Origin of the sequence: Teichococcus deserti (assembly GCF_001982615.1) — a bacterium.
Classification (GTDB): domain Bacteria; phylum Pseudomonadota; class Alphaproteobacteria; order Acetobacterales; family Acetobacteraceae; genus Pseudoroseomonas; species Pseudoroseomonas deserti.
In genome coordinates this window covers 1-26212 of the sequence record NZ_MLCO01000060.1, presented here as the reverse complement: position 1 = coordinate 26212, position 26212 = coordinate 1, and the positions used below count along the sequence as shown (strand labels likewise).

At 69.0% G+C, this 26212-nt stretch carries 27 protein-coding genes; 24 read left to right on the top strand and 3 right to left on the bottom strand.

What is annotated here, in order from left to right:
- Nucleotide 1: 1 nt before the first annotated feature.
- The 6 genes from BKE38_RS07775 to BKE38_RS07755 all read left to right on the top strand — a co-directional run bounded on the left by BKE38_RS07775 (nt 2) and on the right by BKE38_RS07755 (nt 3963).
- The gene (locus tag BKE38_RS07775; protein ID WP_076956785.1) at nt 2-760 is read left to right on the top strand and encodes a copper resistance protein B; all 759 of its coding nucleotides are present in this window, start codon (nt 2-4) and stop codon (nt 758-760) included.
- Between the two features lie 8 nt (nt 761-768).
- Entirely contained in the window at nt 769-942 is a 174-nt protein-coding gene (locus BKE38_RS33795) for a plastocyanin/azurin family copper-binding protein (RefSeq protein ID WP_338929323.1), read from the top strand.
- The gene (locus BKE38_RS07770; protein WP_019460580.1) at nt 923-1693 is read left to right on the top strand and encodes a response regulator; all 771 of its coding nucleotides are present in this window, start codon (nt 923-925) and stop codon (nt 1691-1693) included. Before BKE38_RS33795 ends, BKE38_RS07770 begins: the two co-directional genes overlap by 20 nt.
- Entirely contained in the window at nt 1690-2925 is a 1236-nt protein-coding gene (locus BKE38_RS07765; protein ID WP_019460579.1) for an ATP-binding protein, read from the top strand. The genes BKE38_RS07770 and BKE38_RS07765 overlap by 4 nt, the downstream gene beginning before the upstream one ends.
- A 4-nt stretch (nt 2926-2929) precedes the next feature.
- Nucleotides 2930-3409: a DUF411 domain-containing protein gene (locus tag BKE38_RS07760; RefSeq protein ID WP_076956773.1), complete on the top strand. Its 480-nt coding sequence runs from the start codon at nt 2930-2932 to the stop codon at nt 3407-3409.
- 176 nt (nt 3410-3585) lie between these two features.
- Nucleotides 3586-3963, top strand: a complete 378-nt coding sequence (locus BKE38_RS07755) for a hypothetical protein (RefSeq protein ID WP_076956772.1) — start codon at nt 3586-3588, stop codon at nt 3961-3963.
- 54 nt (nt 3964-4017) lie between these two features.
- Here the strand turns inward: BKE38_RS07755 and BKE38_RS07750 are convergent, their stop codons facing one another.
- Nucleotides 4018-4218: a heavy-metal-associated domain-containing protein gene (locus BKE38_RS07750; protein ID WP_019460576.1), complete on the bottom strand. Its 201-nt coding sequence runs from the start codon at nt 4216-4218 to the stop codon at nt 4018-4020.
- 158 nt (nt 4219-4376) lie between these two features.
- Here BKE38_RS07750 and BKE38_RS07745 point away from each other — a divergent pair, with 158 nt between their 5' ends.
- The 10 genes from BKE38_RS07745 to BKE38_RS07700 all read left to right on the top strand — a co-directional run bounded on the left by BKE38_RS07745 (nt 4377) and on the right by BKE38_RS07700 (nt 14649).
- Nucleotides 4377-6767: a heavy metal translocating P-type ATPase gene (locus BKE38_RS07745; RefSeq protein ID WP_076956771.1), complete on the top strand. Its 2391-nt coding sequence runs from the start codon at nt 4377-4379 to the stop codon at nt 6765-6767.
- An 85-nt stretch (nt 6768-6852) separates the two neighbouring features.
- On the top strand, nt 6853-7587 hold the full coding sequence (locus BKE38_RS07740; protein WP_019460574.1) for a response regulator: 735 nt from the start codon (nt 6853-6855) through the stop codon (nt 7585-7587).
- A complete protein-coding gene (locus BKE38_RS07735) occupies nt 7575-8933 on the top strand; it encodes an ATP-binding protein (RefSeq protein ID WP_076956770.1) in 1359 nt (452 codons plus the stop codon). The genes BKE38_RS07740 and BKE38_RS07735 overlap by 13 nt, the downstream gene beginning before the upstream one ends.
- 125 nt (nt 8934-9058) lie before the next feature.
- Nucleotides 9059-9445, top strand: coding sequence for a CopM family metallochaperone (copM, locus tag BKE38_RS07730; protein WP_076956769.1), 387 nt, complete (start codon nt 9059-9061; stop codon nt 9443-9445).
- Nucleotides 9446-9602: 157 nt separating this feature from the next.
- Entirely contained in the window at nt 9603-9980 is a 378-nt protein-coding gene (locus tag BKE38_RS07725; RefSeq protein WP_019460571.1) for a copper resistance CopC family protein, read from the top strand.
- Complete coding sequence (locus BKE38_RS07720; protein ID WP_019460570.1) at nt 9977-10867, top strand: CopD family protein; 891 nt, start codon at nt 9977-9979, stop codon at nt 10865-10867. Before BKE38_RS07725 ends, BKE38_RS07720 begins: the two co-directional genes overlap by 4 nt.
- 177 nt (nt 10868-11044) lie before the next feature.
- Nucleotides 11045-11317, top strand: a complete 273-nt coding sequence (locus tag BKE38_RS07715; protein WP_019460569.1) for a DUF2933 domain-containing protein — start codon at nt 11045-11047, stop codon at nt 11315-11317.
- 779 nt (nt 11318-12096) lie between these two features.
- Nucleotides 12097-12429, top strand: coding sequence for a four-helix bundle copper-binding protein (locus tag BKE38_RS07710; protein WP_076956768.1), 333 nt, complete (start codon nt 12097-12099; stop codon nt 12427-12429).
- Nucleotides 12430-12529: 100 nt separating this feature from the next.
- Nucleotides 12530-14029 carry a calcium-binding protein gene (locus BKE38_RS07705; RefSeq protein WP_242662266.1) on the top strand — a complete coding sequence of 500 codons (1500 nt, stop codon included), beginning with the start codon at nt 12530-12532 and terminating at the stop codon, nt 14027-14029.
- Nucleotides 14030-14163: 134 nt separating this feature from the next.
- A complete protein-coding gene (locus BKE38_RS07700) occupies nt 14164-14649 on the top strand; it encodes a DUF305 domain-containing protein (RefSeq protein WP_019460566.1) in 486 nt (161 codons plus the stop codon).
- Between the two features lie 182 nt (nt 14650-14831).
- On the opposite strand, the gene BKE38_RS07695 is transcribed toward BKE38_RS07700, so the two are convergent.
- Nucleotides 14832-15233 carry a hypothetical protein gene (locus BKE38_RS07695; protein WP_019460565.1) on the bottom strand — a complete coding sequence of 134 codons (402 nt, stop codon included), beginning with the start codon at nt 15231-15233 and terminating at the stop codon, nt 14832-14834.
- Between the two features lie 621 nt (nt 15234-15854).
- Between BKE38_RS07695 and BKE38_RS30365 the strand changes: the two genes are divergently transcribed.
- From BKE38_RS30365 to BKE38_RS07650, 8 genes are all read left to right on the top strand, one after another.
- Nucleotides 15855-17492: an AAA family ATPase gene (locus BKE38_RS30365; RefSeq protein ID WP_157223101.1), complete on the top strand. Its 1638-nt coding sequence runs from the start codon at nt 15855-15857 to the stop codon at nt 17490-17492.
- Nucleotides 17493-18415: 923 nt separating this feature from the next.
- A complete protein-coding gene (locus BKE38_RS31905; RefSeq protein ID WP_165694144.1) occupies nt 18416-18592 on the top strand; it encodes a hypothetical protein in 177 nt (58 codons plus the stop codon).
- 259 nt (nt 18593-18851) lie between these two features.
- Entirely contained in the window at nt 18852-19187 is a 336-nt protein-coding gene (locus BKE38_RS07675) for a hypothetical protein (RefSeq protein WP_076956766.1), read from the top strand.
- Nucleotides 19188-19406: 219 nt separating this feature from the next.
- Nucleotides 19407-20681 carry an ABC transporter substrate-binding protein gene (locus BKE38_RS07670; RefSeq protein WP_076956765.1) on the top strand — a complete coding sequence of 425 codons (1275 nt, stop codon included), beginning with the start codon at nt 19407-19409 and terminating at the stop codon, nt 20679-20681.
- Entirely contained in the window at nt 20678-21625 is a 948-nt protein-coding gene (locus BKE38_RS07665) for a carbohydrate ABC transporter permease (protein ID WP_367595472.1), read from the top strand. The genes BKE38_RS07670 and BKE38_RS07665 overlap by 4 nt, the downstream gene beginning before the upstream one ends.
- Nucleotides 21622-22449, top strand: a complete 828-nt coding sequence (locus tag BKE38_RS07660; RefSeq protein ID WP_076956763.1) for a carbohydrate ABC transporter permease — start codon at nt 21622-21624, stop codon at nt 22447-22449. The genes BKE38_RS07665 and BKE38_RS07660 overlap by 4 nt, the downstream gene beginning before the upstream one ends.
- A gap of 19 nt (nt 22450-22468) precedes the next feature.
- Entirely contained in the window at nt 22469-23557 is a 1089-nt protein-coding gene (locus tag BKE38_RS07655) for an ABC transporter ATP-binding protein (protein ID WP_076956762.1), read from the top strand.
- A gap of 85 nt (nt 23558-23642) precedes the next feature.
- Nucleotides 23643-24629 carry a Bug family tripartite tricarboxylate transporter substrate binding protein gene (locus BKE38_RS07650; protein ID WP_076956761.1) on the top strand — a complete coding sequence of 329 codons (987 nt, stop codon included), beginning with the start codon at nt 23643-23645 and terminating at the stop codon, nt 24627-24629.
- A gap of 49 nt (nt 24630-24678) precedes the next feature.
- On the opposite strand, the gene BKE38_RS07645 is transcribed toward BKE38_RS07650, so the two are convergent.
- On the bottom strand, nt 24679-26070 hold the full coding sequence (locus BKE38_RS07645) for an amidohydrolase family protein (RefSeq protein WP_076956760.1): 1392 nt from the start codon (nt 26068-26070) through the stop codon (nt 24679-24681).
- Between the last annotated feature and the right edge of the window lie 142 nt (nt 26071-26212).

Below are 26212 nucleotides of genomic sequence, written 5' to 3'. Positions count from 1 at the left end.
CATGAAGACCAAGAGCATCCTGGCCGCCGCCGCCTCTCTGGCCGTGCTGACCTGGGGCGTCCTCCAGGCCGCACCGGCGCAGGCGCAGGCCATGCAGCACAGCACCGAGCCGCCGTTCAGCCACGAGATCTTCACCGGCGCGGTTCTGTTCGAGAAGCTCGAATACGGCTGGGGGCTGGACGGCCCCAACATCGGCCGCTGGGATGGGCAAGCTTGGTATGGCGGCGACGTCAACCGCGTCTGGCTGAAGACCGAGGGCGAGACGTCTCGGAACGGGATCGTCGAGGGCGCCGAGGTCCAACTGCTCTACTCCCGCCTGCTCAGCTACTACTGGGACTTCCAGGCCGGTGTCCGCTACGACATCCGTCCCCGGCCGGACCGCTTCTATGGCGTCATCGGCCTCCAGGGGCTGGCGCCCGGCATGTTCGAAGTCGACGTCCAGGGCTTCGTCAGCGAGAAGGGCGACCTCTCGGCACGCGCGGAGGTGTCCTACGATGCCTACATCACCCAGCGGCTGGTGCTTCAGCCCAACGTCGAGGTCAACCTAGCGCTCCAGAAGGTGCCCGAGCTTGGCGTCGGCAGCGGCTTCAATGACATCGAGGCCGGGCTGCGCCTGCGCTACGAGGTCACCCGCGAGGTCTCGCCCTACATCGGCGTCAGCTACGAGCGGAAGCTCGGCGATACCGCGCGCTACGCCCGCAATGAGGGCGAGGACGTCGGCGGCTGGGCCTTCCTGACCGGCATCCGGCTGTTCTTCTGAAGCCGGTCATGGTGCTCCGCACGCCCCCCGCCGCGATGGTGACCTTCGGCCGTCCCGGCGTTTACCCCGTGCGGTGCACACCCCACTCTGGGCTGGGCATGGTCCTGACCGTGATGGGAGACGCCGACATGAACGAACTCGCAGCGCAGACTGCATCCGCCGATGCCGCCGGTCGATCCTGAGACCGAGCGGGAGGCGCGGGCCGCCAGCCCGCTCCCCCCCGAGGCCCACATCCTCGTCGTCGAGGACGACGGCGAGATGCGCACGCTGATCGCCAAGTTCCTGCGCCAGAATGGCTTCCGGGTGACGGGCGCGCGGAACGGCGCGGAGATGTGGGACACCATCGCCCTTGCCCCGGTGGACCTCGTGCTGCTCGACGTGATGCTGCCGGGCCAGTCGGGGCTGGACCTGTGCCGGATGCTCCGCGCCAGGTCGGAGGTTCCGATCATCATGGTGACCGCACGTGGCGAGGAGGCCGACCGGGTCGTAGGCCTGGAACTTGGCGCCGACGACTACCTCCCCAAGCCGTTCGGCCGTCCGGAACTCCTGGCGCGCATCCGCGCCGTGCTTCGTCGTGCGCAGGGAGGAGCCGCGCGGATGGGGCTGGTGACCGGCGACCGCATGGTGTTCTCCGACTGGGTGCTCGACACCCGACGCCGCGAACTGGCGGCGCCGGACGGCTCGGCCGTCGACCTGTCGAGCGGTGAGTACGACCTGCTGCTGGCCTTCTGCGAGCATCCGCAGCGCGTCCTGTCGCGCGACCAGTTGCTGGACCTCGCGCGCAACCGGATCTCGGACAGCATCGACCGCTCAGTCGACGTCATGGTCAGCCGCCTCCGCCGCAAGCTGGAGCCGCTGCCAGACAGTCCCTCCATCATCAAGACCATTCGGGGCGCGGGTTACATGTTCGTCCCCGCGGTGGCCCGACAGTGAGACGCCTGCTGCCCAGCACCCTGGCTGGCCGCATCATCCTGGTGCTGCTGGTCGGCCTGATGGCCTTCCACGTGGGTAGCCTGTGGCTGCACCAGACGGGCAGCGACATCCTGCTGGGCAGCACGCAGCAGAGGGTCACCGCCGAGCGGGTCGCCGCCGCCGCGCGTGCCGTCGGCATGGTGCCGCCGGAGGCCCGCGAGGCCGTGGCGCAGGCTCTGTCCTCGCCGGGTTTCCAGGTGCGCTGGCAACCCGGTGCTGTGGAGGGCACCGTCGCGGCCGAGGACCTCACCATTACGGGCCACCGGGAGGCCCAGGGCACGGTCGGCCTGCCGGAGGGCGGCTCCCTCTGGTACCACGCCGACCCGCTGCAAGCGCAGCCGGAGCACGCCACGCTGCTTTCCACCACGGCGATGGCGGTCGGCATCCTGGTGCTGGGACTGCTGGTGGTGCGCCTCATCGCGCGGCCGCTGCGCGAGCTTTCCAGCGCGGCCGACCGCATCGGCAGGCCGGGGCAGACGGTCACCGTCCCCGAGGAAGGTCCCCGCGAGGTCCGGCAGGCGGCCCAGGCATTCAACCGCATGCAGGCGCGCATCGACCGCCTGATCGCCGATCGCACCCAAGCGCTTGCCGCTGTCAGCCACGACCTCCGCACGCCTCTGGCGCGCCTGCGCCTGCGCGCGGGCTTCCTGGACGACGCCGAGGTGCAGCAGCAGATCGACGCCGACCTCGACGAGATGGACGCCATGATCGGCTCCACGCTGGCCTACCTGCGGGGCGACGAGGAGCAGGAGGAGGTGCGGTCCGCTGACATCGCGGCGATGCTTCAGACGCTCTGCGGCGACGCTGAGGACATGGGCAAGGCGGTGACCTACGAGGGTCCGCCGCAGGCGCGGCTGCCTTGCCGGGCCATCGCGCTCAAGCGTGCCTTCGCCAACGTCATCGACAACGCGGTGAAGTACGGGACTTCGGCCCGGGTGGTGCTGGCCGACCGCGGCCGGGAACTCGTGATCCACGTCGACGACGCCGGACCGGGGGTGCCGGAGGAGCAGTTGGAGAGTGTCTTCCAGCCCTTCTACCGCCTCGAGGAATCCCGCAACCGCGGCACCGGCGGCTCGGGGCTCGGTCTGGCCATCGCCCGCCAGGCGGTCGGCCACCACGGCGGCTCGGTGACGCTCCAGAACCTCGCGGGCGGCGGCCTGCGCGCCAGCATCCGCCTGCCCAGGCTCGCCTAGGAGAATGACGATGCCCGCCCGAAGCACGCGCCGGAGCTTCACCACTGGCCTGCTCGGCCTGGCCGCGTTGCCCACGGCCTGCGGTGGCCCGCCCAAGGTGGAAGCTTGGTGGGACCGCACATGCGGCTGCTGCGGCGGCTGGGTCGAACACCTGCGGGCCGAGGGCTTTGAGGTGGACGACAAGGTGGTGGACGCCGTCGGCCCGCACCGGCAGGCGCTCGGGACGCCTCCCAACCTGATGTCGTGCCACGCTGGGAAGGTCGGCAGCTACGCCCTGGAAGGCCATGTCCCGGCCGCCGCCATCCGGCGGCTGCTCAAGGAAATGCCCAGCGGCGTCGCCGGGCTATCCGTGCCCGCCATGCCGGTCGGCGTGCCGGGCATGGAAGTCCCGGGCGCGGAGCCCTCGACCTACGAGGTCGTCGCCTTCGGCCGCGACGGCTCTTGGCGGCCGTGGATGCGCTTCTGCGGCCTGGAGGCCGTGTGAGCGCGGCCGCCACCTTCGCTTGCGGCGGGCCGCCCGAGTGCCTGCCTTCACCCCACGTCCTGCACGGCGCGTCGGTCGCGGCGCCTGGCCTCCGACCCACCGTGCAGCGTCGTCACCCTGGCTGGCCGCGGCGGGCCGGGGCGCCCGAAGAACCCCTGCCACCCCTAGGAGGACACATGGTCCACATCACATCGAAGGCGATCGGCAAGGTCGCCTTGGCCGCGACGCTGCTGCTGGGCGTCGCCGCCTGCGCGCAGCCCGGAGGCCCCCCGGCAGCGACCCCGACCTCGTCGCAGATGTCCCTGACCCCGGCGCCGAGCACCCCGCGGGGCTCGTCCGCCGCCACGGCCACCTCGGGCGCCCAGGGCGGCATGGGCTCCATGCCCGGCCACGACATGTCCAGCATGCAGGGCCACAACATGGGTGGCATGGGCGGCATGAACATGCAGCAGATGATGCAGCACTGTCAGCAGATGCGGGCCCAGGCCCAGCGGGGCTCGCTGTCGCCGGAGATGCAGCAGATGATGCAGCACTGCCAAATGATGAACCACTGACCCCCGGGGCGGGGCGCCCCCGGGCGCCCCGTCACGCGACATCGGCCAGCGGCCTCAGGCGGCCACCTGGTTGGCGTAGCCCGCCTGCTCGATGGCCGCGGCGAGTTCCGCCTGCGGCACGGAGGAGGTGACGGTCACCCGCCTGTTTTCGACGTCGGCGCTAAATCCGGCCGACGCGTCCTTGGACTTCACGGCGCGCTCCACCTTCTTGGCGCAGCCGCCGCACTTCATGCCGGGAACCTCGAAGCGGTACATCGTGCTCTCCTCGCGAGTGACCGCGCCACAGGTGGGGCTTGCCCCCGTGGGAAGGTCAAGGCGCTGGCCGAACCCTTGCGGCGCCTTGACCTTCCCACACTGGGAAACTCCATCTCAGCCCAATGGAACGGCCACGGCGGCCGTAGGGAGTGCCGCAGATGGACGAGCGTCATCACGATCACCACCATCACCATGGCCACCATCACGGCCATGATGTGCCACCGGCCGTGCACCCGGCCAACAACAACGCGCCCAAGGTCCGCGACCCCGTTTGCGGGATGGAGGTCGACCCGGCCAAGACGCCGCACCACGCACATCACGGCGGCGCCGCCTTCCATTTCTGCTCGGCGGGCTGCAAGTCAAAGTTCGAGACCGACCCCGACAGATATCTGAAGGCAGAGAAGGTGGCCGCGCTGACGGCGGCGGAGAAGGCCGCGATCTACACCTGCCCGATGCACCCAGAGGTCCGCCAGCAGGGCCCGGGCAACTGCCCAATCTGCGGCATGGCCCTGGAGCCGCTACAGGTTACCGCCGAGGCCGCGCCTAACGCGGAACTCGCCGACATGACGCGGCGGTTCTGGGTCGGCCTGGTCCTGACCCTTCCCATCCTTGTGCTGGAGATGGGTGCGCATATCCCGGGCCTCGACATCCACCACCTGGTGCCGTCCAGGGTCTCTGTGTGGCTCCAGTTCCTGCTCGGGACGCCCGTGGTGCTCTGGGCGGGTTGGCCGTTCTTTGTGCGCGGCTGGCAGTCGGTCGTGAACCGCAGCCTGAACATGTTCAGCCTGATCGCGCTCGGCACCGGCGCCGCCTATCTCTACAGCCTGGTCGCGACCTTCGCGCCCGGCGTCTTCCCCGAAGGGTTCCGCAGGATGGACGACACGGTCGCCGTCTACTTCGAGGCTGCGGCCGTCATCACCGTCCTGGTGCTGCTAGGCCAGGTGCTGGAACTGCGCGCCCGCGAGCAGACCGGCGGCGCCATCCGCGCCCTGCTCAACATGGCGCCCAAGACCGCGCGCCGCATCCGTGCGGACGGCTCGGACGAGGAGATTCCCTTGGCCGAGGTGCATGCGGGTGACCGGCTGCGCGTGCGGCCGGGCGAGAGCGTGCCGGTGGATGGCGAAGTGCTGGAGGGGAGCGGGGCCGTGGACGAGTCCATGGTGACCGGCGAATCCCTGCCGGTCGAGAAGCAGCCCGGCGCCAAGGTCATCGGTGGCACGGTGAACGGCACCGGCGCGCTGGTGATGCGGGCGGACAAGGTCGGCTCCGACACCATGCTGTCGCGCATCGTCGCCATGGTTGCCGAGGCGCAGCGCAGCCGGGCGCCCATCCAACGCATGGCCGACACGGTGGCGGGCTGGTTCGTCCCCGCCGTCATGGCCATCGCGGTCATCGCCTTCGTCGCCTGGGCGGTCTGGGGTCCGTCGCCAGCGCTCTCCTACGGGCTGATCGCCGCTGTCTCCGTGCTCATCATCGCCTGCCCCTGCGCGCTCGGCCTGGCCACGCCCATGAGCATCATGGTCGGCGTCGGCAAGGGCGCGTCCGCAGGCGTGCTCATCAAGAACGCCGAGGCGCTCGAGCACATGGAGAAGGTCGACACGCTGGTGGTGGACAAGACCGGCACGCTGACGGAAGGCAAGCCGAAGGTCGTGGCCGTGGTTCCGGCTCCCGGCCTGACCGAGGCCGAGGTGCTGCCGTTGGCGGCCAGCCTGGAGCGGTCCAGTGAGCACCCACTGGCGGCGGCAGTCGTGGCCGCCGCCAAGGAGCGCGGCATCGCCTTCGGCGAGCCCGCCGACTTCGCCTCCGTTACCGGCAAGGGCGTGACCGGCATCGTAAGCGGGCGCCGGGTGGCGCTGGGCAACGCGCGGCTGATGCAGGAGCTCGGGGTGGACCTGGGTGGTCTCGCCGCCAAGGCCGACGAACTCCGGCGCGAGGGCGGCACGGCGCTGTTCCTGGCGGTGGACGGAGGCCCGGGCGGCGTCATCGCGGTCGCCGATCCAATCAAGCAGAGCACCCCCGCAGCGCTGGAGAGCCTGCGCGCCAGCGGCATCCACATCGTCATGCTGACCGGCGACAACCGCACGACGGCGGAAGCGGTGGCCCGCAGGCTCGGCATCGATGAGTTCCAGGGCGACGTGCTGCCCGAGGACAAACACCGCATCGTCCGAGAGCTCCGCGCCCAGGGGAAGGTTGTCGCCATGGCGGGCGACGGGGTGAATGATGCCCCGGCGCTGGCCGAAGCCGATGTCGGCATCGCCATGGGCACCGGCACGGACGTTGCCATGCAGAGCGCGGGTGTGACGTTGGTGAAGGGCGACCTCGCGGGCATCGCGCGGGCCCGGACACTGAGCCGAGCGACGATGAGGAATATCAGGCAGAACCTGTTCTTTGCCTTCGTCTACAACGCGGCTGGGGTGCCCTTGGCGGCGGGTGTGCTCTACCCGGTGTTGGGCCTGCTGCTCAGCCCCATCGTCGCGGCCCTGGCCATGGCGCTGAGCTCCGTCTCGGTGATCGGCAACGCGCTGCGCCTGCGGACCACGCGCATCTGACGGGCGTGGTCGAGGGGAACGCAAATTGACCGACCGCTCCACCACCGACGGTTTCCGGGGCACGTCGCCCGCGGACCTGCCTCCTATGTCCGGCGAGGGGCGGCACGTCCTGGTCGTCGAGGACGACGAGGATCTCCGCAAGCTCCTGCTCTCCCTGCTGCGCCGGAACGGGTTCCGGGCCACCGGCGCCCGGGACGGTGTCGAGATGCGGCGCCTCCTGGCGGCGGCGCCGGTGAACCTCGTCCTGCTCGATGTGATGCTGCCCGGCCAGTCGGGATTCGAACTCTGCCGCGACCTCCGCGCCGAGGGGCGGGTGCCGGTGATCATTCTCACTGCTTTGGCCGAGACCTCGGACCGGGTCATTGGACTGGAACTGGGTGCCGACGACTTCGTCGTGAAGCCAGCCGATCCCCGCGAACTGGTGGCCCGCATCCGCGCTGTTTTGCGCCGGGTCGAAGACCAGGAGGGCTCCCCGGGTGCGCTGGGGCATGAGGTGGCGCGCTTTGCCGGGTGGTCCCTGCACACCAGGCGGCGCGAACTGCTCCGGCCGGACGGGGTGGCCGTCGAACTGACGAGCGGCGAGTACGACCTCCTGCTCGCCTTCGTCGAGCGGCCGCAGCGGATCCTGACGCGCGACCAACTCCTGGACCTCGCCCGGAACCGCCCTTACGGCGGGCTGGACCGCTCCATGGACGTGCAGATCAGCCGGTTACGCGCCAAGCTGGGTCCTCGTCCGCACGAGGATGGTGAGCCGGGCCTGATCAAGACCGTGCGGGGCATCGGCTACCTGCTATCGAGCCCCGTGGAATGGTCGGCGTGAGGCGCTTCATCCCGCAGTCCCTGGCCGCCCGCACGCTCGCGGCACTGACGGTCGGCTTCGCGGTTCTCTTCGCGGCCATGATCGGGGTGCACGACATCCTCCTCCGCCAAGCGGTGGAGCGCGGGACCGAGGAACTGCTGGCCCACCGCCTCGCGACACTGATGGACGCCGTGGGCGCCGCGCCCGAGGCGGACCGCGACCACGTGGCGCACGCCCTTTCCCGGGTGGACCTGAGCGTGCACTGGCGGCGCGACCCGGCGCCCACGCCCGAACACCCTCTTCCGGGTGAGTGGGGCACTCTGGCAGCCCGCACCCTGGCCTTGTCGGGCCTCGCCACCGAGGTGCGGGTCCGCCCCGGGCGCCACGACGCGACATCGGACCGGATCGTCGACATCGCTGCCATGGCGCGCCTCCAGGATGGATCCTGGCTCGACGTGGAGATCGCCTCCCTCAACGTCCTGTCCGCCGACAGGAGTGCGCTGCACCTCTATGCGGCCGCCATCGGCCTGGCGCTGCTGGTGGCCGTAGGCGTCGCCGCGCGCTCGGTCTCGGCGCCGGTTGCCGCCCTGGCAAGGACCGTCTCCGGCATGGACATCGAGCGCGCGGCGCCGCTCCTGGCAGCCTCCGGCCCCCGCGAGGTGAGGCAGTTGGCCGAGGCGCTGAACGACATGGCCGCCAGGACGCGCGACGCGTTCCGGCAGCGGACGCTGGCCCTGGGCGCGCTGTCGCACGACCTAATGTCGCCGATCGCCCGCCTGCGCCTGCGCGCCGAGGAGATGCCCGACGAGGTCCGGGAGCCGGTTCGGCGCGACCTTGCGGAGATGGAGACCATGGTCTCAGACGTGCTCGCCTACCTGCGCGGGGGGCATGCTGGTGAGGCCGTCCAGCCGCTGGCGTTCACCACGCTCCTCCGCACCGTCGTGGACGAGTTCGCCGAGGCGGGCACCCCCGTCCGGGAGGGGCGCATGGACGAGGAGGCGGTTGCATCGGTGCGGCGCGTCGCTGTGAAGCGGGCCGTGACCAACCTGGTGGCCAATGCCGCGCGCCATGGGCGCGATCCCTGGGTGGAGGTTGAGGCCCACGCCGACGACGTGCTGGTGCGGGTCGGCGACCACGGTCCCGGCATTCCGCCGGAGGATCTGCCAAGGGTTACCGAGCCGTTCTTCCGCGGCGACCGCACGCGTGCGGCGGGCGGCGGGAGCGGCCTCGGCCTCTCGACCGCGCGCGCCATTGTCGAGGCCCACGGCGGCGGGCTAGCCATCGAGAGCGCCGCGGGACGCGGGACGGTGGTGACGGTGCGGTTCCCTCGTGGAACTGTCGGCGTGGGCTGCAATAAAGCGTTGTAATTGGCCGACGATCCCGACGTCCGCAGCGATCGTTAAAGCAGGCGTCGAGAACGATGTTCACCGGCCGTGTCACGCGCGGTCGGTCTCGGGGCATCGCGTCCGACCAGAGCAAAGGACCGAAGCCGATGACGATCGACCGCCGCGCAGCCCATTCGGCCGCCCTGGCTATCATTGCGGCCCCGCTCCTGTGGGCTGCGCCCTCGCTGGCGCAGGGCGCCAGTCAATCCGCGACCGGCCAGGGTGCGGCCGCCCAAGGCGCCACAGCCGGGTACCACGCCGCCATGGAAAAGATGAACCGGGAGACGGCGGGCGAGGCCCCCTCTGGTAACGCCGACCGGGACTTCGCGAGCATGATGGCCAAGCACCACCAAGCCGCCATCGACATGGCTCGCGTGGAACTCGAGCATGGCCGCGACCCCGAGATGCGGAAGATGGCCGAGGAGGTCATCCAGAAGCAGCAGCAGGAGATCAGCCACCTGCGGACTTGGCTGTCCCGGCAGCCCGCGAGGTGAGGTCGTCCATGTTCGCCGTGTTCCCGACGTGGGTAGCAGCCCAGCAGCAATAAAATGGTGGGAAAACGCCGCTGCGGGGTGTCCACTGCCTGCTTATTGAGGGGGTCGGATGATCGCCGGGGCGGCAGGCCGCGGCGAGCGCTGACAGGAGATTTCCATGCTTTCTCGCTCCACCTTCCTCCGCCACGGCATCCTCGCCGCCGCCCTCGGCGTCCTGGTTCCCGGCGCCGCCTCCGCGCACGCGATGATGCACTCGTCCGACCCGGCCGACGGCGCAACGCTGAACGCGTCCCCCCGCACGCTCAGCCTGGCCTTCACCGAAGACTGCCGCGTGACCGCGTTGCGCCTGCTCGACGAGGGCGGCCGGGAGCACCAGGTGCGTCGCGAAGGTGGCCGGGCTGCGTCCAGCCAGGTGACGGCAACGCTGGTGGCTCCCCTGCGTCCCGGCGCCTATCGGCTCGAGTGGCGCGCGATGGGCGACGACGGCCACGTCATGAGCGGGGCGGTGCGGTTTGCGGTGAACGCGGCCCGGTGATCCTCGAACTGCTTGGGCCTGAGCCGGACCTGCTGCGCGCCCTCTCCGTGGCGCTGCGCTTCGCCTACTACGTGTCGTGCCTCGGTGCGGCTGGCCTTGCCATCTTCGCCATGGGCTTCGGGCGCCTACAGGACGCCGGTGACGTCGCCGCATGCCGCCGCCTGACCCTGGTCATGGTGGCGGCGGGATTGGGCTCGAGCCTTGCTTGGCTAGCGGCCCAGGTCGCCCTGGCGTCGGATGGCGATCCGTTCGACGCCGAGATCTGGGAGATGATGCTGGGTTCGCGTCCCGGCATGTCCGTGCTGGTCACCTGGGCGGGCCTGCTGGCCGTGGCGCTGGCGACCCGGATTGGACGCGCGGCCTGGCCGCTCGGGGCCGCTGGCGTGCTCGCGGTCGCCGCAAGCTTCACGGCGGTCGGCCATACGACGCAGCACCAGCCACGGTGGCTGCTGGCCACGGCGCTGGTGGTGCACCTGCTTGCGGCGGCCTTCTGGGCGGGCAGCCTGTGGCCCCTCCTGATCGCCTCCAAGCGAGCGGGCCCGGGGGCCGTCACCGTGGTCGAGGAGTGGGCGCGGGCAGCCTCCTGGGTCGTCGGTGGTCTTATCCTGGCCGGTGTGACGCTGGCGTGGCTGTTGGTCGGACAACTGGACCTGCTGGTGACCACCGCCTACGGCTGGGCCCTGCTCGTCAAGGTCGCGCTGGTCGGCGCCTTATTGGGTTTCGCCGCCTGGCACCGCTTCCGACTGACTCCAGCCCTGGCTGCCGGGGCACCGGGCTCCGGCGCCCGCCTCGCAGCTTCGATCGGCTGGGAAATCGTTGTGATGGTGCTGGTCTTCTGGGCCGTTGCCGAGATGACGTCGACCAGCCCGCGCCCCGAGGGCGTGTAGCCAGCCGCGTGCCAACGCGGAGCGCTGGCCATGTCGGCGCGGCGCTCCGTGCGTGAACCACCTGTCCGCTGGACCCAGCCGGGCGTCGACGCGGAAGGCTCCCCGGTGCCTTGTCCCAGATCAAGGCGCGGGCACGGACCGGAGGGCAATGATCCGGATGTGGGAAGGAGATCCAAGATGCATGACCATGCTGATTCCTCTTGGTGGCGCAGCCGGACCGGCATCGCCGTCATCGGGTTCGCCTTGATCGCCGCGTTCTATGTCCTGCGGGAGCACTACGCGCACGTCCTCGGCGTGCTGCCGTACCTGCTCCTGCTGGCCTGCCCCCTGATGCATCTGTTCATGCACCACGGCCACGGCGGGCATGCCGGTCACGGGGAGGCGCGCGACGACGTCAGGCCGGGAGTGGAGCGCGGTGGGAGTTCCTCGTTCGGCCCTGGCCGCGGCTGACGGCGATCGTACAGGATCCTCGGCAGCCGCAGGCGTCTTGCCAGGTCAACGCAACCCGGCCGTGGCTCCGGCGGCCACTCTGACGCCCTGGTGGCCCAGGTCGGGACGGCGTGTCCCGGATCGCCGCCTTGTGCGGCTGGAAGCGCAACCCGGCCTGGATTGACGCCTTACTGGGGTACCAGTGGAGCGGACGAACCGATGCGCCTGACGGCGAGCGCAATCCAAGCTGTAGTTGTTCTGGCGCTCACCCTGTGCGTGTCCCTGCTTGCCGTGCCCGCTTCGGCCCATCGTGGTGCCCCCATGGCGTCCGCCGTCCCGGTCGCCATGCAGGCCTCCGTCCATGCGGGCCGTCCGGCACCCGCGTCCCAGGCCATGCGCTCATCCGGCCCCGCCATGAAGGGCCGAGGGACTGGGAAGAAGTGCTGCCCGAACTGCGGTGACGACGGCATGCGGCCCGGGTGCTGCACCCTCGGGCATTGCGGGAGCGGCGCCGCGCTGCTGCCGACGACGAGACCTCAGGCCGCGCTCCTGGTCAGCCGTGGCGGCTTCTTCGCCACGCCCACGGCGGCGGTCGTGGGCATCACGCCGGACCTTCCCTCTCCACCACCCCGATAGGGCGCCAAGCCGCCCGCGGAGCCAGTGGCCCGCGGATGGCGGAGCGTGGCCTTACCGCTGCCGAGAGGGCGCGGGACCAAGCCAGCGCTCCACCTGGACCGGCCGTCGGCCCGGCGCACGGGTCGGCGAGCCTTCCCTCATGGAAGCCCTTACGGAGAAGAGAAATGCATCAGATGACCCCCGCCATGCAGGCCTGCATCGAGGAATGCCTGCGCTGCCACTCCACCTGCCTCGGCATGGCCATGAACCACTGCCTCGAGGCGGGCGGCAAGCACGTGGAGCCGCAGCACTTCAGGCTCATGATGGCTTGCGCCACCATCTGCCAGACCTCCGCCAACATGATGCTGATCGGCACGCCCCACCATAAGCACACCTGCGCCGAATGCGCCGAGATCTGCGAGGAGTGCGCCAAAAGCTGCGAGGCCGTGGGTGGCATGGAGGACTGCGTCGCGCAGTGCCGCAAGTGTGCCGCGTCCTGCCGCGAATTGAGCGCCTGACGCCGAGACAGGGACCGGGCATCGGGCCTGGTCCTTGTCGCCTCAACCGGAAGCACAAGCGCTTCCCGAGCGGATCAACACGTTCTGACGGAGCTTCGGCATGAGTTGGGGCCAGCACCACGACAACCTTCTCGCGAGCCTCGCAAACCGTGTGGCTGACAGCCTGCACGGCGCACTGGGCGGGCTTCACTTCAGTTTCACGGCCGGTGGCCACGTTCATAACGTCACCTTCGGCGGTGAGAACCCCGACACCTTGGGCGGCACTGACGGCGCCGAGTTCACCTGGGGCCTGGGCGGCGACGACCGCATCGGCGGGGGCGGCATGGACGACATCCTCCATGGCGGCGCGGGCGCCGACCTCGTCTCCGGCAACATGGGCGACGACGAGGTCGAGGGTGGGGACGGTGATGACATCCTCTACGGCGGCGCGGGTGCCGACACGCTGCGGGGCGGCGCCGGGAACGACCACCTCGACGAGGGCGAGGGCCACAGCACCGTTGACGGCGGCATGGGCGACGACACCCTGGTCGGCGGCGGCGGCCCGGATGCCTTCATGATTGGTCGCACGAGCGGCCACGACGTGATCAAGGACTTCACGGCCGGTCCCGGCATGTTCGACCACCTGGCGGTCATGGATGGCCTCCAGTGGACGGACCTGGCCTTTGCCGACACCGCGGACGGGGTTCAGGTCAGTTGGGACGGCGGATCCGTCCTGCTGGAAGGCGTGTCCAAGGCGGACCTGGCGCAGGACGACTTAATGTTCGGCGACGCGGCTGACCTGCCGCCCGGCCTGCGGGAACCCGGGGGGCCAGCCGACGAGGCGCCGACACCCAGTGTCGCGGGTCCTGAGGTGTCCGGGGAAGCGCAGGCCGGAGCGGTGTTCGACGTCCTGGCCGACCACCTGTTCGATGGCCGCACCCTGAGCTTTGACATCGAGGGGAACGCCATCCTCCGCGGCACCGACGGGCACGACGCCCTGGCCGGGTCGTCGGAATCGGACACGGTCTTCGGGCTGGCCGGGGACGACACCATCTCGGGCTTGGCCGGGGACGACCATCTCCAGGGCGGCGACGGCAATGACACCATGGCGGGCGGCGACGGCATGGACCGCCTGATGGGCGAGGCTGGCGACGACAGGCTCTCAGGCGGGGCGGAGTCCGACGAGCTCATGGGCGGCGACGGGGACGACTACCTCGACGAGGGCGCCGCGCACGGCATGCTGAACGGCGGCATGGGCGACGACACCCTGGTCGGCGGCACCGGCGCTGACGCCTTCATGGTGTCGATGGACAGCGGCCACGACGTGGTCCTGGACTTCGAAGCGACCGGCGATGCCCAGGGCGCCTTCGACCACATCGCCTTCATGGAGGGTATCCAGCCCGCGGATGTCGTGGTCCGGGACACCGCCGAGGGCGCCCTGGTCGGCTGGGGCATGGAGGCGGACGGCACCTTCGCGGGGTCCATTCTCCTCGAGGGCGTCAGCAAGGACGACCTGCGGCAGAGCGACTTCATGTTCGCCGAGGTGCCAGGTTTCGTGGAGGGCATCGGCGACTTCGGCTCCTGGTACGTCTTCCCGGAGAGCGGCGGCCCGATCGCCTGAGCCTGACGAACGTCCAATCGGACGGGTTCCCCACATGGCCGATGCCTGCGGGCGTCGGCCACCCCTCAACCGATTCCTGATGCCGAGGCTTGCCGGGACTGAAGATGCCCGGCCTTTCAGAGAGACACTCTGCCATGAGCTATACGCGCTTCGGCCTGATGATCCTGACCTCGACCGTGATCATGTTCGGCCTGATGTACCTGAACACCTACGCCTTGGACCACGTCTTCTACAGCCAGACCCGGACTTGGATGGCACTCGTCATGGGAGCGACCATGGCGGTCATCATGCTGCTGTTCATGTTGGGCATGTATCGCAACCGGACCGCCAACATGGCCATCCTCGGCGCCAGCGTCCTGGTGTTCGCGGGGGCGCTGTGGCTGGTCAGAAGCCAGCAGACGGTGGGCGACGTGGCCTACATGAAGGCGATGATCCCGCACCATTCCATCGCCATCATGACTAGCGAGCGCGCCCGCATCCGGGATCCTCGCGTTCGGCAACTGGCCGACAGCATCATCGAGGCCCAGGTGCGGGAGATCGGCGAGATGAAGCAGTTGATTGCCGAATTGGAAGCTAATCCTCCCGCCTCGTCCTCACCGGTGCTCCAGCCAGCGCAGTAAGCCGCATGGCCGGTCACTCCGGAGGCTTGGCCAGGGCCGAAGATGGCAGCGGCTTCCCGCTTCGTCTCTTACCTGGAAGTGCATCCAGGTGGCCAAGTTGGCTGAGCGGCTAGGCTAGGAGCTCGGGGCGCAATCAGCGGAATGTACTCATCTGAAGGGACGCGTAGCGGCCGTCCATGCGCTCAAGGGAAACCCTCTCCCTCGCTCCAGCCCCGCACGAGGCTCAAGACTCGATCACGCATCTCGCCACCCTGTAGTAGCGCCTCCCTGGGTGTCAGGCCGTCGAGGGTGTCATCAGGGGTGATTAAAAACTCGGATGTCACCCACGGGCCGGAGACTTCGAGGCCCTCCACCACCCTCGCGAGGTAGGGGATTGTTTCCGTCCCGGCGAACTGCGCGCGCGGGTAGGCCCATTCGTCGCCGTGTTGGATAGCCAGGAGAGCTCGCTCCCGGCGCCGCTTGTCGACTTCCTGAAGGGTGACGCCCAGAAGATGTCCGACATCCTCTGCCGACAGGCTGCCCCCGGCACGCATCTCCAGCGCGGACTCGTAGTCCGTCGTTTCCTGCGGCTGGCTATGGCTCATCGTGCGGATCTCCCGGCGAGCGAGGCACTATTGTCTGCCAAGGTGCTCAGCATCGCCAGATTATTTCTCTTCGCGCAGGCGCGATTCAGCGCTTGCAAGCCTCTGAATCTGCATCCTGTTTTGGCCATCTCCCCTACGAATCGCGCTGAACTCACTTCCTATGTTCCCTACAGTTCGCGCCTTGCAACGAGCCTGTGGCAGGTTCCATGCACCCCGGTGAGCCTGCCCACCTCATCACATCGACAGCGGTCTCCACGAATCGCATTTCGTCGTTGACGGCCTACATCGTTCTACATACGTTCTCTCCATGACGGACCGCGCCGACATCTCGGCCTTTGATGCCGCTGCCAGGAGCCTGACCCAGGCTTGGTGGGCGATCCGTCCTCTGGACACCTTGCGAATACGAACAGGGCGGATGGCGCAGGCCTGAGGCGTTAGCGGACTGCCGCTGACCGTGTGAGGCCTGGCTCTTCCGTTCCCCCCACCTCCCGCGCCTCGGTGCGGGAGGTGGGTAAACGCCACTCGAACGCAGGGCTTCACCCCCATGACTATCATGCTGCGCGTCGGGCTGTCCGGTGCCAGGAGATGTGCGCCTCACTACCAGGCGGCGGAGGTGCTCTCATGAGCCGTTCCGGGCAGGTCTCAAACACGCGCCGAGTTATCGACGTCGTCACCGCACGTCGCGATCACCTGAACCACATCTCTGCCGAGGCTTCTGCCGGGAAGCGTGTGCCCTCGCTTCCCGAGGTCCTGGATGGCTGTGCGCTGTTTCGAGATGATGTACACCAAGATGCCGGGCATTTTGCTGCACGCGCAGTCGAGTTCCTGGACCCTCAGGACCTCGCTACCCACGCATTGATCCTGGCTCTTAGCGACCTGACCGAGAAGCCAGTGGTCAAAGACTACATCACGGCAGCCGAAGCCATCGAGGGCTTCCTGGCCCAACGCAGACTGCCCTCCCTGGCACAGATGCATGGGGATATCCGCTGTTATCTCTATGCCGCCCTGTCGGGGCATGCCGCGTCAATCCACAAGGTCGCGGCCTTCGCGGTCGCCCGTGCCTATGAGCCCGGCATCGAGCAGCATGAGGCTATCCATCGTGCCAGGTCAGCCGTCGGCTGGCTGCTGGCAGCGACCGGGCAGATCGAGTTGCCCGAACGTTGGTCCCGAAATGGGGCGACGGTGTTCCTGGAGGCCGCACTCGCTGGCCCCGGCGAGCAGATGATGGCCAAGATGTTGGCTAACCGCTCAGGAAAATCCGGCTCATCACCTACTGCTGACCAGGCACCTGCCCGGACGAAGTCTCAATCTAGCTTGGCCACGCAGTTCATGAAGGAGGATGAGACACCCGCGCCTGACGAGACTGGCGCCTGTGGTACGGGCACTGACGCACGGTGCCAATCGGACATCGTGTTCATGGAGATCGGTAATCTGTCTACCGCGGCTGGGCAGCGGGTTTTCAAGGAGTTCAAGGACCTCCTGAACCTGCGGCTTCCTCTGGAGCCAGTGTCTGACCTGGCAGAGGTACGGCGATCGCTCCATGCAGAATTCCCGCATGCAGCGGCCGTCACGGAGGTTATCCTCGGCGAACTCGTCGGCAGGCCATATGTTGCGCTGCGGCCAACTCTGCTGGTCGGACCGCCCGGCTGCGGGAAGACGACCTACGCCCTGCGGCTGGCCACGCTCCTGAACCTGCCATCGCAGATCTATGGCTGCGGCGGAGTGGCCGATGCAGCCTTCGCGGGTACCGCCCGCCGATGGAGCACCGGCGGTCCCTCCTCTCCAGCAAGCCTCATGCGGGATTATCGACATGCCTCACCTGCCGTCATCCTGGACGAGGTAGACAAGGCGGGCACAGCCAAGGTCAACGGGAGCCTTCTCGATGCCCTTTTGTCGATGCTGGAGCCGCGAACAGCCAGGTGCTGGCGTGATCCTTATCTCGAGGCGCCGGTCAACCTGGCCCATGTGATCTGGTTCGCCACGGCTAACGGACTGGACGATGTGCCAGTCGCGCTGCGGGACCGCTTTCTGGCCCTTTCCTTCCCGAAGCCGAGGTCCGAACACCTCGCTTCCCTAGCTGGTCGCATCCTGGAGAGCCTGACCATTGAGCGCGGCCTGGACCGCCGGTGGGCTTTGCCGCTTGATGGTGTCGAGTTCGCCGCTCTGGAAGCTGCGTGGCAGGGCGGTTCCCTGCGGCGCCTGACCCGGCTGGTCGGTACTGTGCTCGCTACCCGGGAGCGCCCTCATGTCTACCATTGATGGGACCACAGCGGTCGCGGGCTCAGGCCGCCAGGCATTACTGCACGCATGCAAGGACAAGAGGTTCGCGATGACGCCGGAACGGCCGCCTGAAGAACCGTTATGTCCAGCGATCAGGGACTGGACCGCTGGTGCGGGCGCACCGGCCACCCAGGACGATGACAAGGAATTCTGGGCAGGCGGAGGCGGTCGGCGGGGGGACTCAGCGGTGCCTGCGGTGCTTCACTGCCGTCCGGGTGACGCGGTTGACGGGTCCGGATTCGTGGTCCACAAATCCTTCGCGGGCGGCCTGGAAAGCCTTGAAGGCCTAGAGCGTGGTCGGCTGATCAGGGAATCCAGGTTCCCCAGCCATCCTCTTCCAGTAAAAGCGAAGAAGTCATCCAAGCCGGACGGGCCATGCCCCTTCCGGCTTTCTGCTGTTTGGCTTGGGCTTTGCTTTTGGGTCGGCTTGCGCACCGGATGGCGACTTGGCCGCACAAGCAACGTCCGGCTTCGTGCAAATGTGGCAAGCTGGAGCGGGACGCCGCATCGCCGCCTTATTTGCCCCCCGCCCGTTGGCTCTCGCCGGTGCAATGTTTCAGCAAGCAACAGTCCAGCCAGGATGATACGGGCTAAGGCCGCGCCGCCCTCAGGGCCTCCAAGCCAAGAGATGGCAAGTTCCCGGCCGCACCCCAATCCAGTCGAATCGCAGGCACCTTGCCGGCATTCAACGGTTTCTCTTGGGTGCGGACGCCGGCGGCAGGCTTCTTCTGCACGGACAAGCCTTGGCTTGTGGCCTGGAACTGCCTGTTTTCCCTGGCTGCACTCTCCGGCCCCGCCGCAATCAAGGCGAAAATAAGGCGGAAATGTGCCTGCCTGTCGATTTTGTGTCTGGATTATGGCGGCAGCCTGCCGCAAATATGGCGCAGAAGCAGGAGGTCGCCATGTTCTTCCGTAAGCAGCCCGCCAAGGATCTGGTTTCCGAGCGCCGCGTCGCCGCCCTGGCCGCCGACCGCGCCCGTGACGACGCCGTCCTCTCCGACCGCGCCGAGACGCAGGCCGCCTGGAACAGCTATGGCGAGCGCAGCACCCTGAGCATGGGCTCTTACGGCCGCTGGTAAGTCGCCCTTCTTCCCTCCTTCCCCGACGACGCCTATCCCCTCGGCGGAGCGTGGCCCCCCAGCCCGCCTCCGCCGTTCGCGTTTCCAGAGGCACAGGGTTCCGGCTGGCGCCAATCTCTGAAAAGTGAGCAAGGCTGGTCACAAGCCCTTGTTCGCAGTCGCGAATTTGCGTTGCAGGCCCAGAAATATATCGCAATCCCAGCGACGGCGGAGCGAAAGCGCGGCAGAATAGCGGCACCAACCCTTGGAAAGCCGAGTCATGCTTCGCCGTTTCCTCGCAGCCTCCCTCATCGCCGCCGCCGCCGCCGTCAGCTTCGCGCCCTCCCCGGCGGAGGCGCAGGACCGTCGGGTCCAGCTGGTGAACGCTTCGCGCACCACCATCGTCTCCTTCCATGCCTCGAACTCGAAGCGATCGAGCTGGGAAGAGGACATCCTGGGCAATGATGTGCTGGAGCCGGGTCAGTCTGTGACCATCAACATCGACGACGGCACCGGCGCCTGCGTCTTCGACTTCCTGACCGTGCTGCAGGGCGGCCAGCGCATCGAGCGCCGCGGTGTCAATGTTTGCGAGGTCAGCACCTACACCATCCGCTGAGCCGCCTTTTCTGGCAGGCCGGATCAGGGCCGGGACCGCAAGGTCCCGGCCCTTTTCGTCGCAAGCCCACCGTCACAATGGCTTGACCCGTCGCCCGGCTTGGCTTGCCGGGCGCGGCCACGGCGTTTAGCCCTGGACGGCCCCTTGCCCGCCCTGGCCCCTCCGGCGGTGCCCGGTGCCTCCATGGCGCCCTGTCCCGAGATCCGGAAGGAGACGCCGATGATCCGACGCTGCCTCGCATTCCTGCTGGCGGCCGGCCTCGGCCTTGCGGCGGCGCGGCCGGTCGCGGCGGTCGAGGTCACCATCTCCTGCGGTGCGCTGGGGCAGGAGCTCGAGCTCTGCCGCGACGGGGCCGAGGCCTGGGCGCGGCAATCGGGCCACAGCGTGAAGATCGTCTCGGTGCCGAATTCGGCCAGCGAGCGGCTGGCGCTGTACCAGATGATGCTCGCCGGCGCCGCGCCGCAGATCGACGTCTACCAGATCGACGTGGTCTGGCCCGGCATCCTCGGCCATCATTTCATCGACCTGAAGCCCTTCTCCCGGGGCGCCGAGGCGCGGCACTTCCCCGCCATCATCGCCAACAACACGGTGGACGGAAGGCTGATCGCCATGCCGCTCTACACCGATGCCGGCGTGCTGTTCTATCGCCGCGACCTGCTGGAGAAGCACGGGCGCGCCGTGCCCTCGACCTGGGAAGCGCTGACCGAGACGGCGGCAGCCATCCAGCAGGCCGAGCGCGCCGCGGCCCCGCCCGGCAGCCAGCCGCTCTGGGGCTATGTCTTCCAGGGCCGCGCCTATGAGGGGCTGACGGTCAATGCGCTGGAATGGGTGGCGGGCTCGGGCGGCGGCACCATCCTGGATGCCCAGGCCCATGTCACCATCGACAACGACCGCGCCCGGGCAGCCCTCGCCCGCGCCGGCGGCTGGATCGGCCGGATCGCCCCCGAAGGCGTGCTGACCTATACCGAGGAAGAGGCGCGCGGGTTGTTCCAGTCGGGCAACGCCGTCTTCATGCGCAACTGGCCCTATGCCTGGGCCCTGGCCGAGGGCGAGGACAGCCCGGTGCGGGGCAAGGTGGGCATCGCCCCCCTGCCCCGGGAACCTGGCGACGCGCCGACGGGCGTGCTGGGCGGCTGGAATCTCGGCGTCTCGCGCTATTCCCGCCACCCGGCCGAGGCCGCAGCCCTGGTCATGTACCTGACCGACACGGCCGAGCAGAAGCGCCGCGCCGTGGTCGCCGCCTACAATCCGACGCTGCCCGCGCTTTACGAAGACCCCGAGGTGCTGAAGGCCAATCCCTTCTTCCGCACCCTGTTCCCGACCTTCAGCGGCGCGGTGGCGCGGCCGTCCCTGGCGGCGGGCAGCAAGTACAACCGGGTCTCCAACGCCTTCTGGACCCGGGTGCATGGGGTGCTGGCCGGGCGGCAACAGGCCGATCCGGCGCTGGAAGGCCTGGCCCAGGACCTGCGCCGCATCGGGCGGCGCGGCTGGTGAGCGGGACCATGGAGGCAAGGCCGGTCGAATCCGGGCTGGTCCGCGCCCGCATCCGCGCCGCCTGGATCTTCCTGGCGCCGACGCTGGTGGTGCTGCTGGCGGTCGCCGGCTGGCCGCTGGCCCGCACCATCTGGTTCAGCCTGACGGATGCCGAGCTCGGCCGCCTGTCCGAGGCGCGCTTCATCGGCTTCGCCAATTACCTGGAACGCTATGAGGGCGAATGGCTCGGCGTGCTGGCCGATCCGCTGTGGTGGGACGCGGTCTGGCGGACGCTGTGGTTCGCGCTCGTCTCGGTGGGGCTGGAGGCGGTGCTGGGAATGGTGGTGGCCCTCGCCCTCAATGCCCGCTTCCCGATGCGCGGGCTGGTGCGGGCGGTGGTGCTGATCCCCTGGGCGATCCCGACCATCGTCTCGGCGCGGATCTGGTCCTGGATGCTCAACGACCAGTTCGGCGTCATCAACCATGCGCTGATGGGACTGGGGCTGATCGACGCGCCGGTGGCCTGGATGGCGAATGCCGACACCGCGCTCTGGGCCGTGGTCATCGTCGATGTCTGGAAGACCACGCCCTTCATGGCGCTGCTGATCCTGGCCGCCCTGCAGATGCTGCCGACCGACTGCTACGAGGCCGCCCGCGTCGACGGCATCCATCCGGTCCGTGTCTTCTTCCGCGTGACATTGCCGCTGATCCGCCCGGCACTGACTGTCGCGCTGATCTTCCGGGCGCTGGACGCGCTGCGGGTTTTCGACCTGATCTATGTGCTCACCGCCAATTCCGCCGGCACCATGTCGATGTCGGTCTATGCGCGGCAACTGCTGGTGGAGTTCCAGGATGTCGGCCAGGGCTCGGCCGCTTCCACCCTGCTCTTCCTGGTGATCGCGCTGCTGACGCTGAGCGTCGTGCTGCTCGGCCGGCTGAAGCTGGATGGCGAGGCGGCGCGATGATCCGGCTCGCCCGCCACCTCGGCTTCGCGCTCCTGCTGCTGGCGATCGGCGCCTTCGCGCTGTTTCCTTTCTACCACGCGCTGGTCACCTCCTTCCGCTCCGGCAGCTTCCTGTTCGTGCCGGCGATGCTGCCGGAGGCGCTGGATCCGCGGAACTACGAGCTGGTCTTCACCCAGCAGGATTTCGGCCGGACCATCCTGAACTCGGTGCTGGTGGCGGCGACGGTGACCGGCGTCTCGCTGGTCCTGGCGGTCGGCGCCGCCTATGCGCTGGGGCGGGTGCGCTTCCGCGGCCGCTACGCGCTGCTGCTGACCATCCTCGGCGTATCGATGTTCCCGCAGATCGCCGTGCTGTCCGGCATGTTCGAGCTGATCCGCGCTTTGGGCCTCTACGACACCCTGCCCGGGCTGATGCTGGCCAACCTGATGCTGACGCTGCCCTTCACCATCTGGGTGCTGACCACCTTCATGCGCGAGCTGCCGAAGGAGCTGGAAGAGGCCGCCTATGCCGACGGCGCCAGCGCGCTGACCGTGGTGACGCGGGTATTGCTGCCGCTGCTCTGGCCGGCGCTGGCGCCGACCGCCCTGCTGGCCTTCATCGTCAGCTGGAACGAGTTCCTCTTCGCCCTGACCTTCACGCTTTCCGAGGAGACGCGGACCGTGCCGGTCGCCATCGCGCTGCTCAGCGGCGGCAGCCGGCAGGAGCTGCCCTGGGGCCTGGTCATGGCCGCCTCCACCGTCGTCACCATCCCGATCGTCGCGCTGGTCGTCGCCTTCCAGCGCAAGATCGTCTCGGGCCTCACCGCCGGCGCGGTGAAGGGCTGAGCTGCCGGAGAACCGCCCCATGGCCAGCCTGGAACTGCGCGGCTTGCGCAAGCGCTTCGACGGCGCCGAGATCATCCGCGACGTCGACCTCGACATCGCCGATGGCGAGTTCTGCGTCTTCGTCGGCCCCTCCGGCTGCGGCAAGTCGACGCTGCTGCGGCTGGTGGCCGGGCTGGAGAGCGTCTCGGGCGGCAGCATCCGCATCGGCGGCGAGGACATGACCGCCAAGGCCCCGCGCGAGCGCGGCATCGCCATGGTCTTCCAGTCCTATGCCCTCTATCCGCATATGACGGTGCGCGAGAACATCGCCTTCGGCCTGCAGGCGAAGCGCAGCGAGCGCGCCGCCGTGGAAGAGAAGCTGCAGGAGGTGGCGCGCATCCTGGAGCTGACGCCGCTGCTGGACCGGCTGCCGAAGCAGCTGTCGGGCGGGCAGCGGCAGCGGGTGGCGATCGGCCGCGCCATCATCCGCGCGCCGCAGGTCTTCCTGTTCGACGAGCCGCTGTCGAATCTCGATGCCAGCCTGCGCGGCCAGATGCGGATCGAGATCGCGCGGCTGCACCAGTCGCTGAAGACCACCATGATCTACGTCACCCATGACCAGGTGGAGGCGATGACGCTGGCCGACCGCATCGTCGTGCTGAATGCCGGGCGGGTCGAGCAGGTGGGCAGCCCGTTGGAGCTGTATCGCCACCCGCGCAACCTCTTCGTCGCCGGCTTCATCGGCGCCACCCGCATGAACTTTTTTGCTGTGCATGCCGAGGAGAGCGACGGCAAGACCGTCACCGTGGCGCTGCCGGGCGGGGCGAGCCTGGCGGTGCCTGTGGACCGCGCCAGCGCCCAGCCCGGCGAGGCGCTGACGCTGGGCATCCGCCCCGAGCATCTGCGCCTCGAGGGCGAGGGCCCGGCCATCAGCGGCCCGATCGAGGTGGTGGAAGAGCTCGGCGAGGAGCAGCTGGCCTATCTGCGCGCCCCCGACGGCACGCTGCTGACCGCCCGCATTCCGGAAGGCGGCCGCCTGCAGCGCGGCATGGCAGGGCGGTTGCACCTGCCGCCCGAGGCCTGCCACCTGTTCCGCGTCGACGGCGCCGCCCTGCCCCGCCGCGGCTGAAGGGCGCTGGACAGCCGCGCCCGGCCTGGCCGATGCTCGCTCCCGACGCCGCGAAGACGGCGTGTTGACCGGGAGAGACGAGACGATGACCCACCGCCGCAGCCTGCTGGCGCTGCCCCTTGCCGCCGCCGCCGCCGGAGCGCTGGCCCGGCCGGCGCTGGCCCAGCCCGCCTGGCCGGCCAAGCCGATCCGCATGGTGGTGCCCTATCCGCCGGGCGGCTCGACCGACGTGCTCAGCCGACTCTATGCCGAGCGCATGGGCGCCAGCCTCGGCCAGCCGGTGGTGATCGAGAACCGCCCGGGCGCCAGCGGCAATATCGGCACCGACGCCGTCGCCAAGGCGGCGCCGGACGGCTACACGATCGGCGCGGTGACGGCCAGCATCATGGCCATCAACCAGTTCCTGTTCCAGAGCATGCCCTTCGACACGGCGAAGGACATCCTGCCGATCGGCCTGGCCTGGGACACGCCGAACATCGCCGTCGTCGCGCCCGAGCACAACAAGGCCCAGACCCTGCAGGATTTCTTGACGTGGGCGAAGGCCCGGCCTGACGGCATCACCTACGCCTCGACCGGCATCGGCCAGACCACCCACCTGTCCAGCGCCATGCTGTTCGGCCGGACCGGCGTGAAGGCGACCCATGTCCCCTATCGCGGCGCCGCGCAGGTGGTGCCGGCGCTGCTGGCGGGCGATGTCGACGTGGCGCTGGACAACCTGGCCTCGCAGATCTCGCTGATCCAGGAAGGGCGGATGCGCGGCCTGGCGGTGACCGGCGCCGAGCGCTGGCCGACCCTGCCCAACATCCCCACCATGGTCGAGGCCGGCGTGCCGAACTTCGTGGTCAGCGTCTGGGGCGCCTTCGTGGCCCCGGCCGGCACGCCGCCGGCGGTGATCGAGAAGCTGAACGGCGCCATGCGCCGCGTGGCCCAGGACGAGGCGATGCAGAAACGCTTCATCCAGGGCGGCGCCACAGCGCTGTGGACCACGGCCGAGGATGCCGCCACCCGCGCCGCCAAGGAGCGGCCGATGTGGCAGCAGGTCGTCCGCGACTCCGGCGCCCGCGCCGATTGATTCTGTCAGTGGGGGCGTGCCTCGATGGGCGCGCCCCGCGTCGCGCAGGCTAGATCTGGAACCAGGGCAGCGGGTCGGGCGTCTTCGCCAGATCAGGGTTCTGCTCGATCATCCGGCCCCAGACCCGCTCGGTGACCGCCTGGGCCTCGGCCAGCAGGGCAGGCTCGTCGACGGTCAGCACGCGGCGGTCGCGCATGACGAAGTCGCCGTCGACCATCACGGAATGCACCACGCCCGGATGGCCATAGTGAACAATATTGGAGACCAGCCGCACCACCGGGCGCATCGCCGGGGTGTTCAGGTCGATGAAGGTCAGGTCGGCCTTCTTGCCGACCTCGATGCTGCCGATCTCGGCCTCGGCGCCGACGCTGCCGGCGGCGTCGCGGGTCACCGCGTCCAGGATCTTCTGCGGGCCCGGGGCGACGCCGCCCTCGGTCGCGCGGCCGCGGCCGGTGCGGTGCAGGATGGAGCCGATGCTCATGGCCTGGAACATGTCCTCGGTCATGTTGTCGGTGCCGAAGGCGACGCGCACCCCGGCATCGCGGATCAGGCCGAGCTTCGCCTGGTGCATGCCGCGGCGGCGGCTGATGCTGGCCGGGGTATGCGCCATGGTGACGCCGCGCTCGGCCAGCAGCGCGATGTCGGATTCGGTGCAGAAGGTCCAATGCGCGGCGGAGAGGTCGCGGCCGAGGAAGCCCTCGCGGTCCAGGTATTCGGCCGAGGTGGCATTGCGGGCGGCGCGGACGGCCTTGGCCTCGCCGGGGCTTTGCGACAGGTGGACGGTGCGGGTCAGGCCGTGGCGGGCGGCCAGGTCCAGCAGCCTGCGCAGCATGCGCGGCGAGCAGTTGTCCGGCGCATGGGCGGCGACCTGGCAGCGGACGCGGTCGTTGTGGCTGCCGTGCAGGCTCTCGATCATGGCCTCGGCGCGGTCAAGGAACTGGGCGCCGAAGGCCTCGTCCTCCGAGTAGTCGCCGTGGCGGATTTTCCGCGTGTCGATGTCGGCGCAGCTTTCCGACAGCCAGAGGCGCAGTCCGGTCGAGGCCATGGCCTTTCCGTAGGACGGCACATGGCGGAAGGGATCGACAAGGGTGGTGGTGCCGCTGCGGATGGCTTCCAGGCAGCCGAGCATGGCCATGGTCGCGCGTTCTTCGTCGGTCATGGCGTAGGAGATCGGCGACATGTAGCCGTAGATCACGTCGCCTTCCCAATCTTCCACGGTGCCGCGGAGCGCGGTCAGCACGGTGTGGGTATGGGCGTTGACCAGGCCGGGGGTGACGGCCAGGCCCGTGGCGTCGAATTTTTCTTCGGTCGGGTGCTGAGCTTCCAGCGCTTTGCTGTCACCGATTTCGGCGATCTTGTTGTGGCGGATCAGGATGGCCTGGTGCGCGATCACTTCACGGCTGTCGTTGCAGGTGACGAGGGCGGCGTTGGTGATGAGCATGGCGGATCCTGACTGAAGGCGGGGTCCGGGGGGATACTATCCCCCCGGCGGGGGTCTGGGGGCGGCGCCCCCAGTCTTACGGCTGCCCGGCGTCGATCGTGATGGCGGAAACAGCCTGGCCGGCGATCCCATGCTTCTTCAG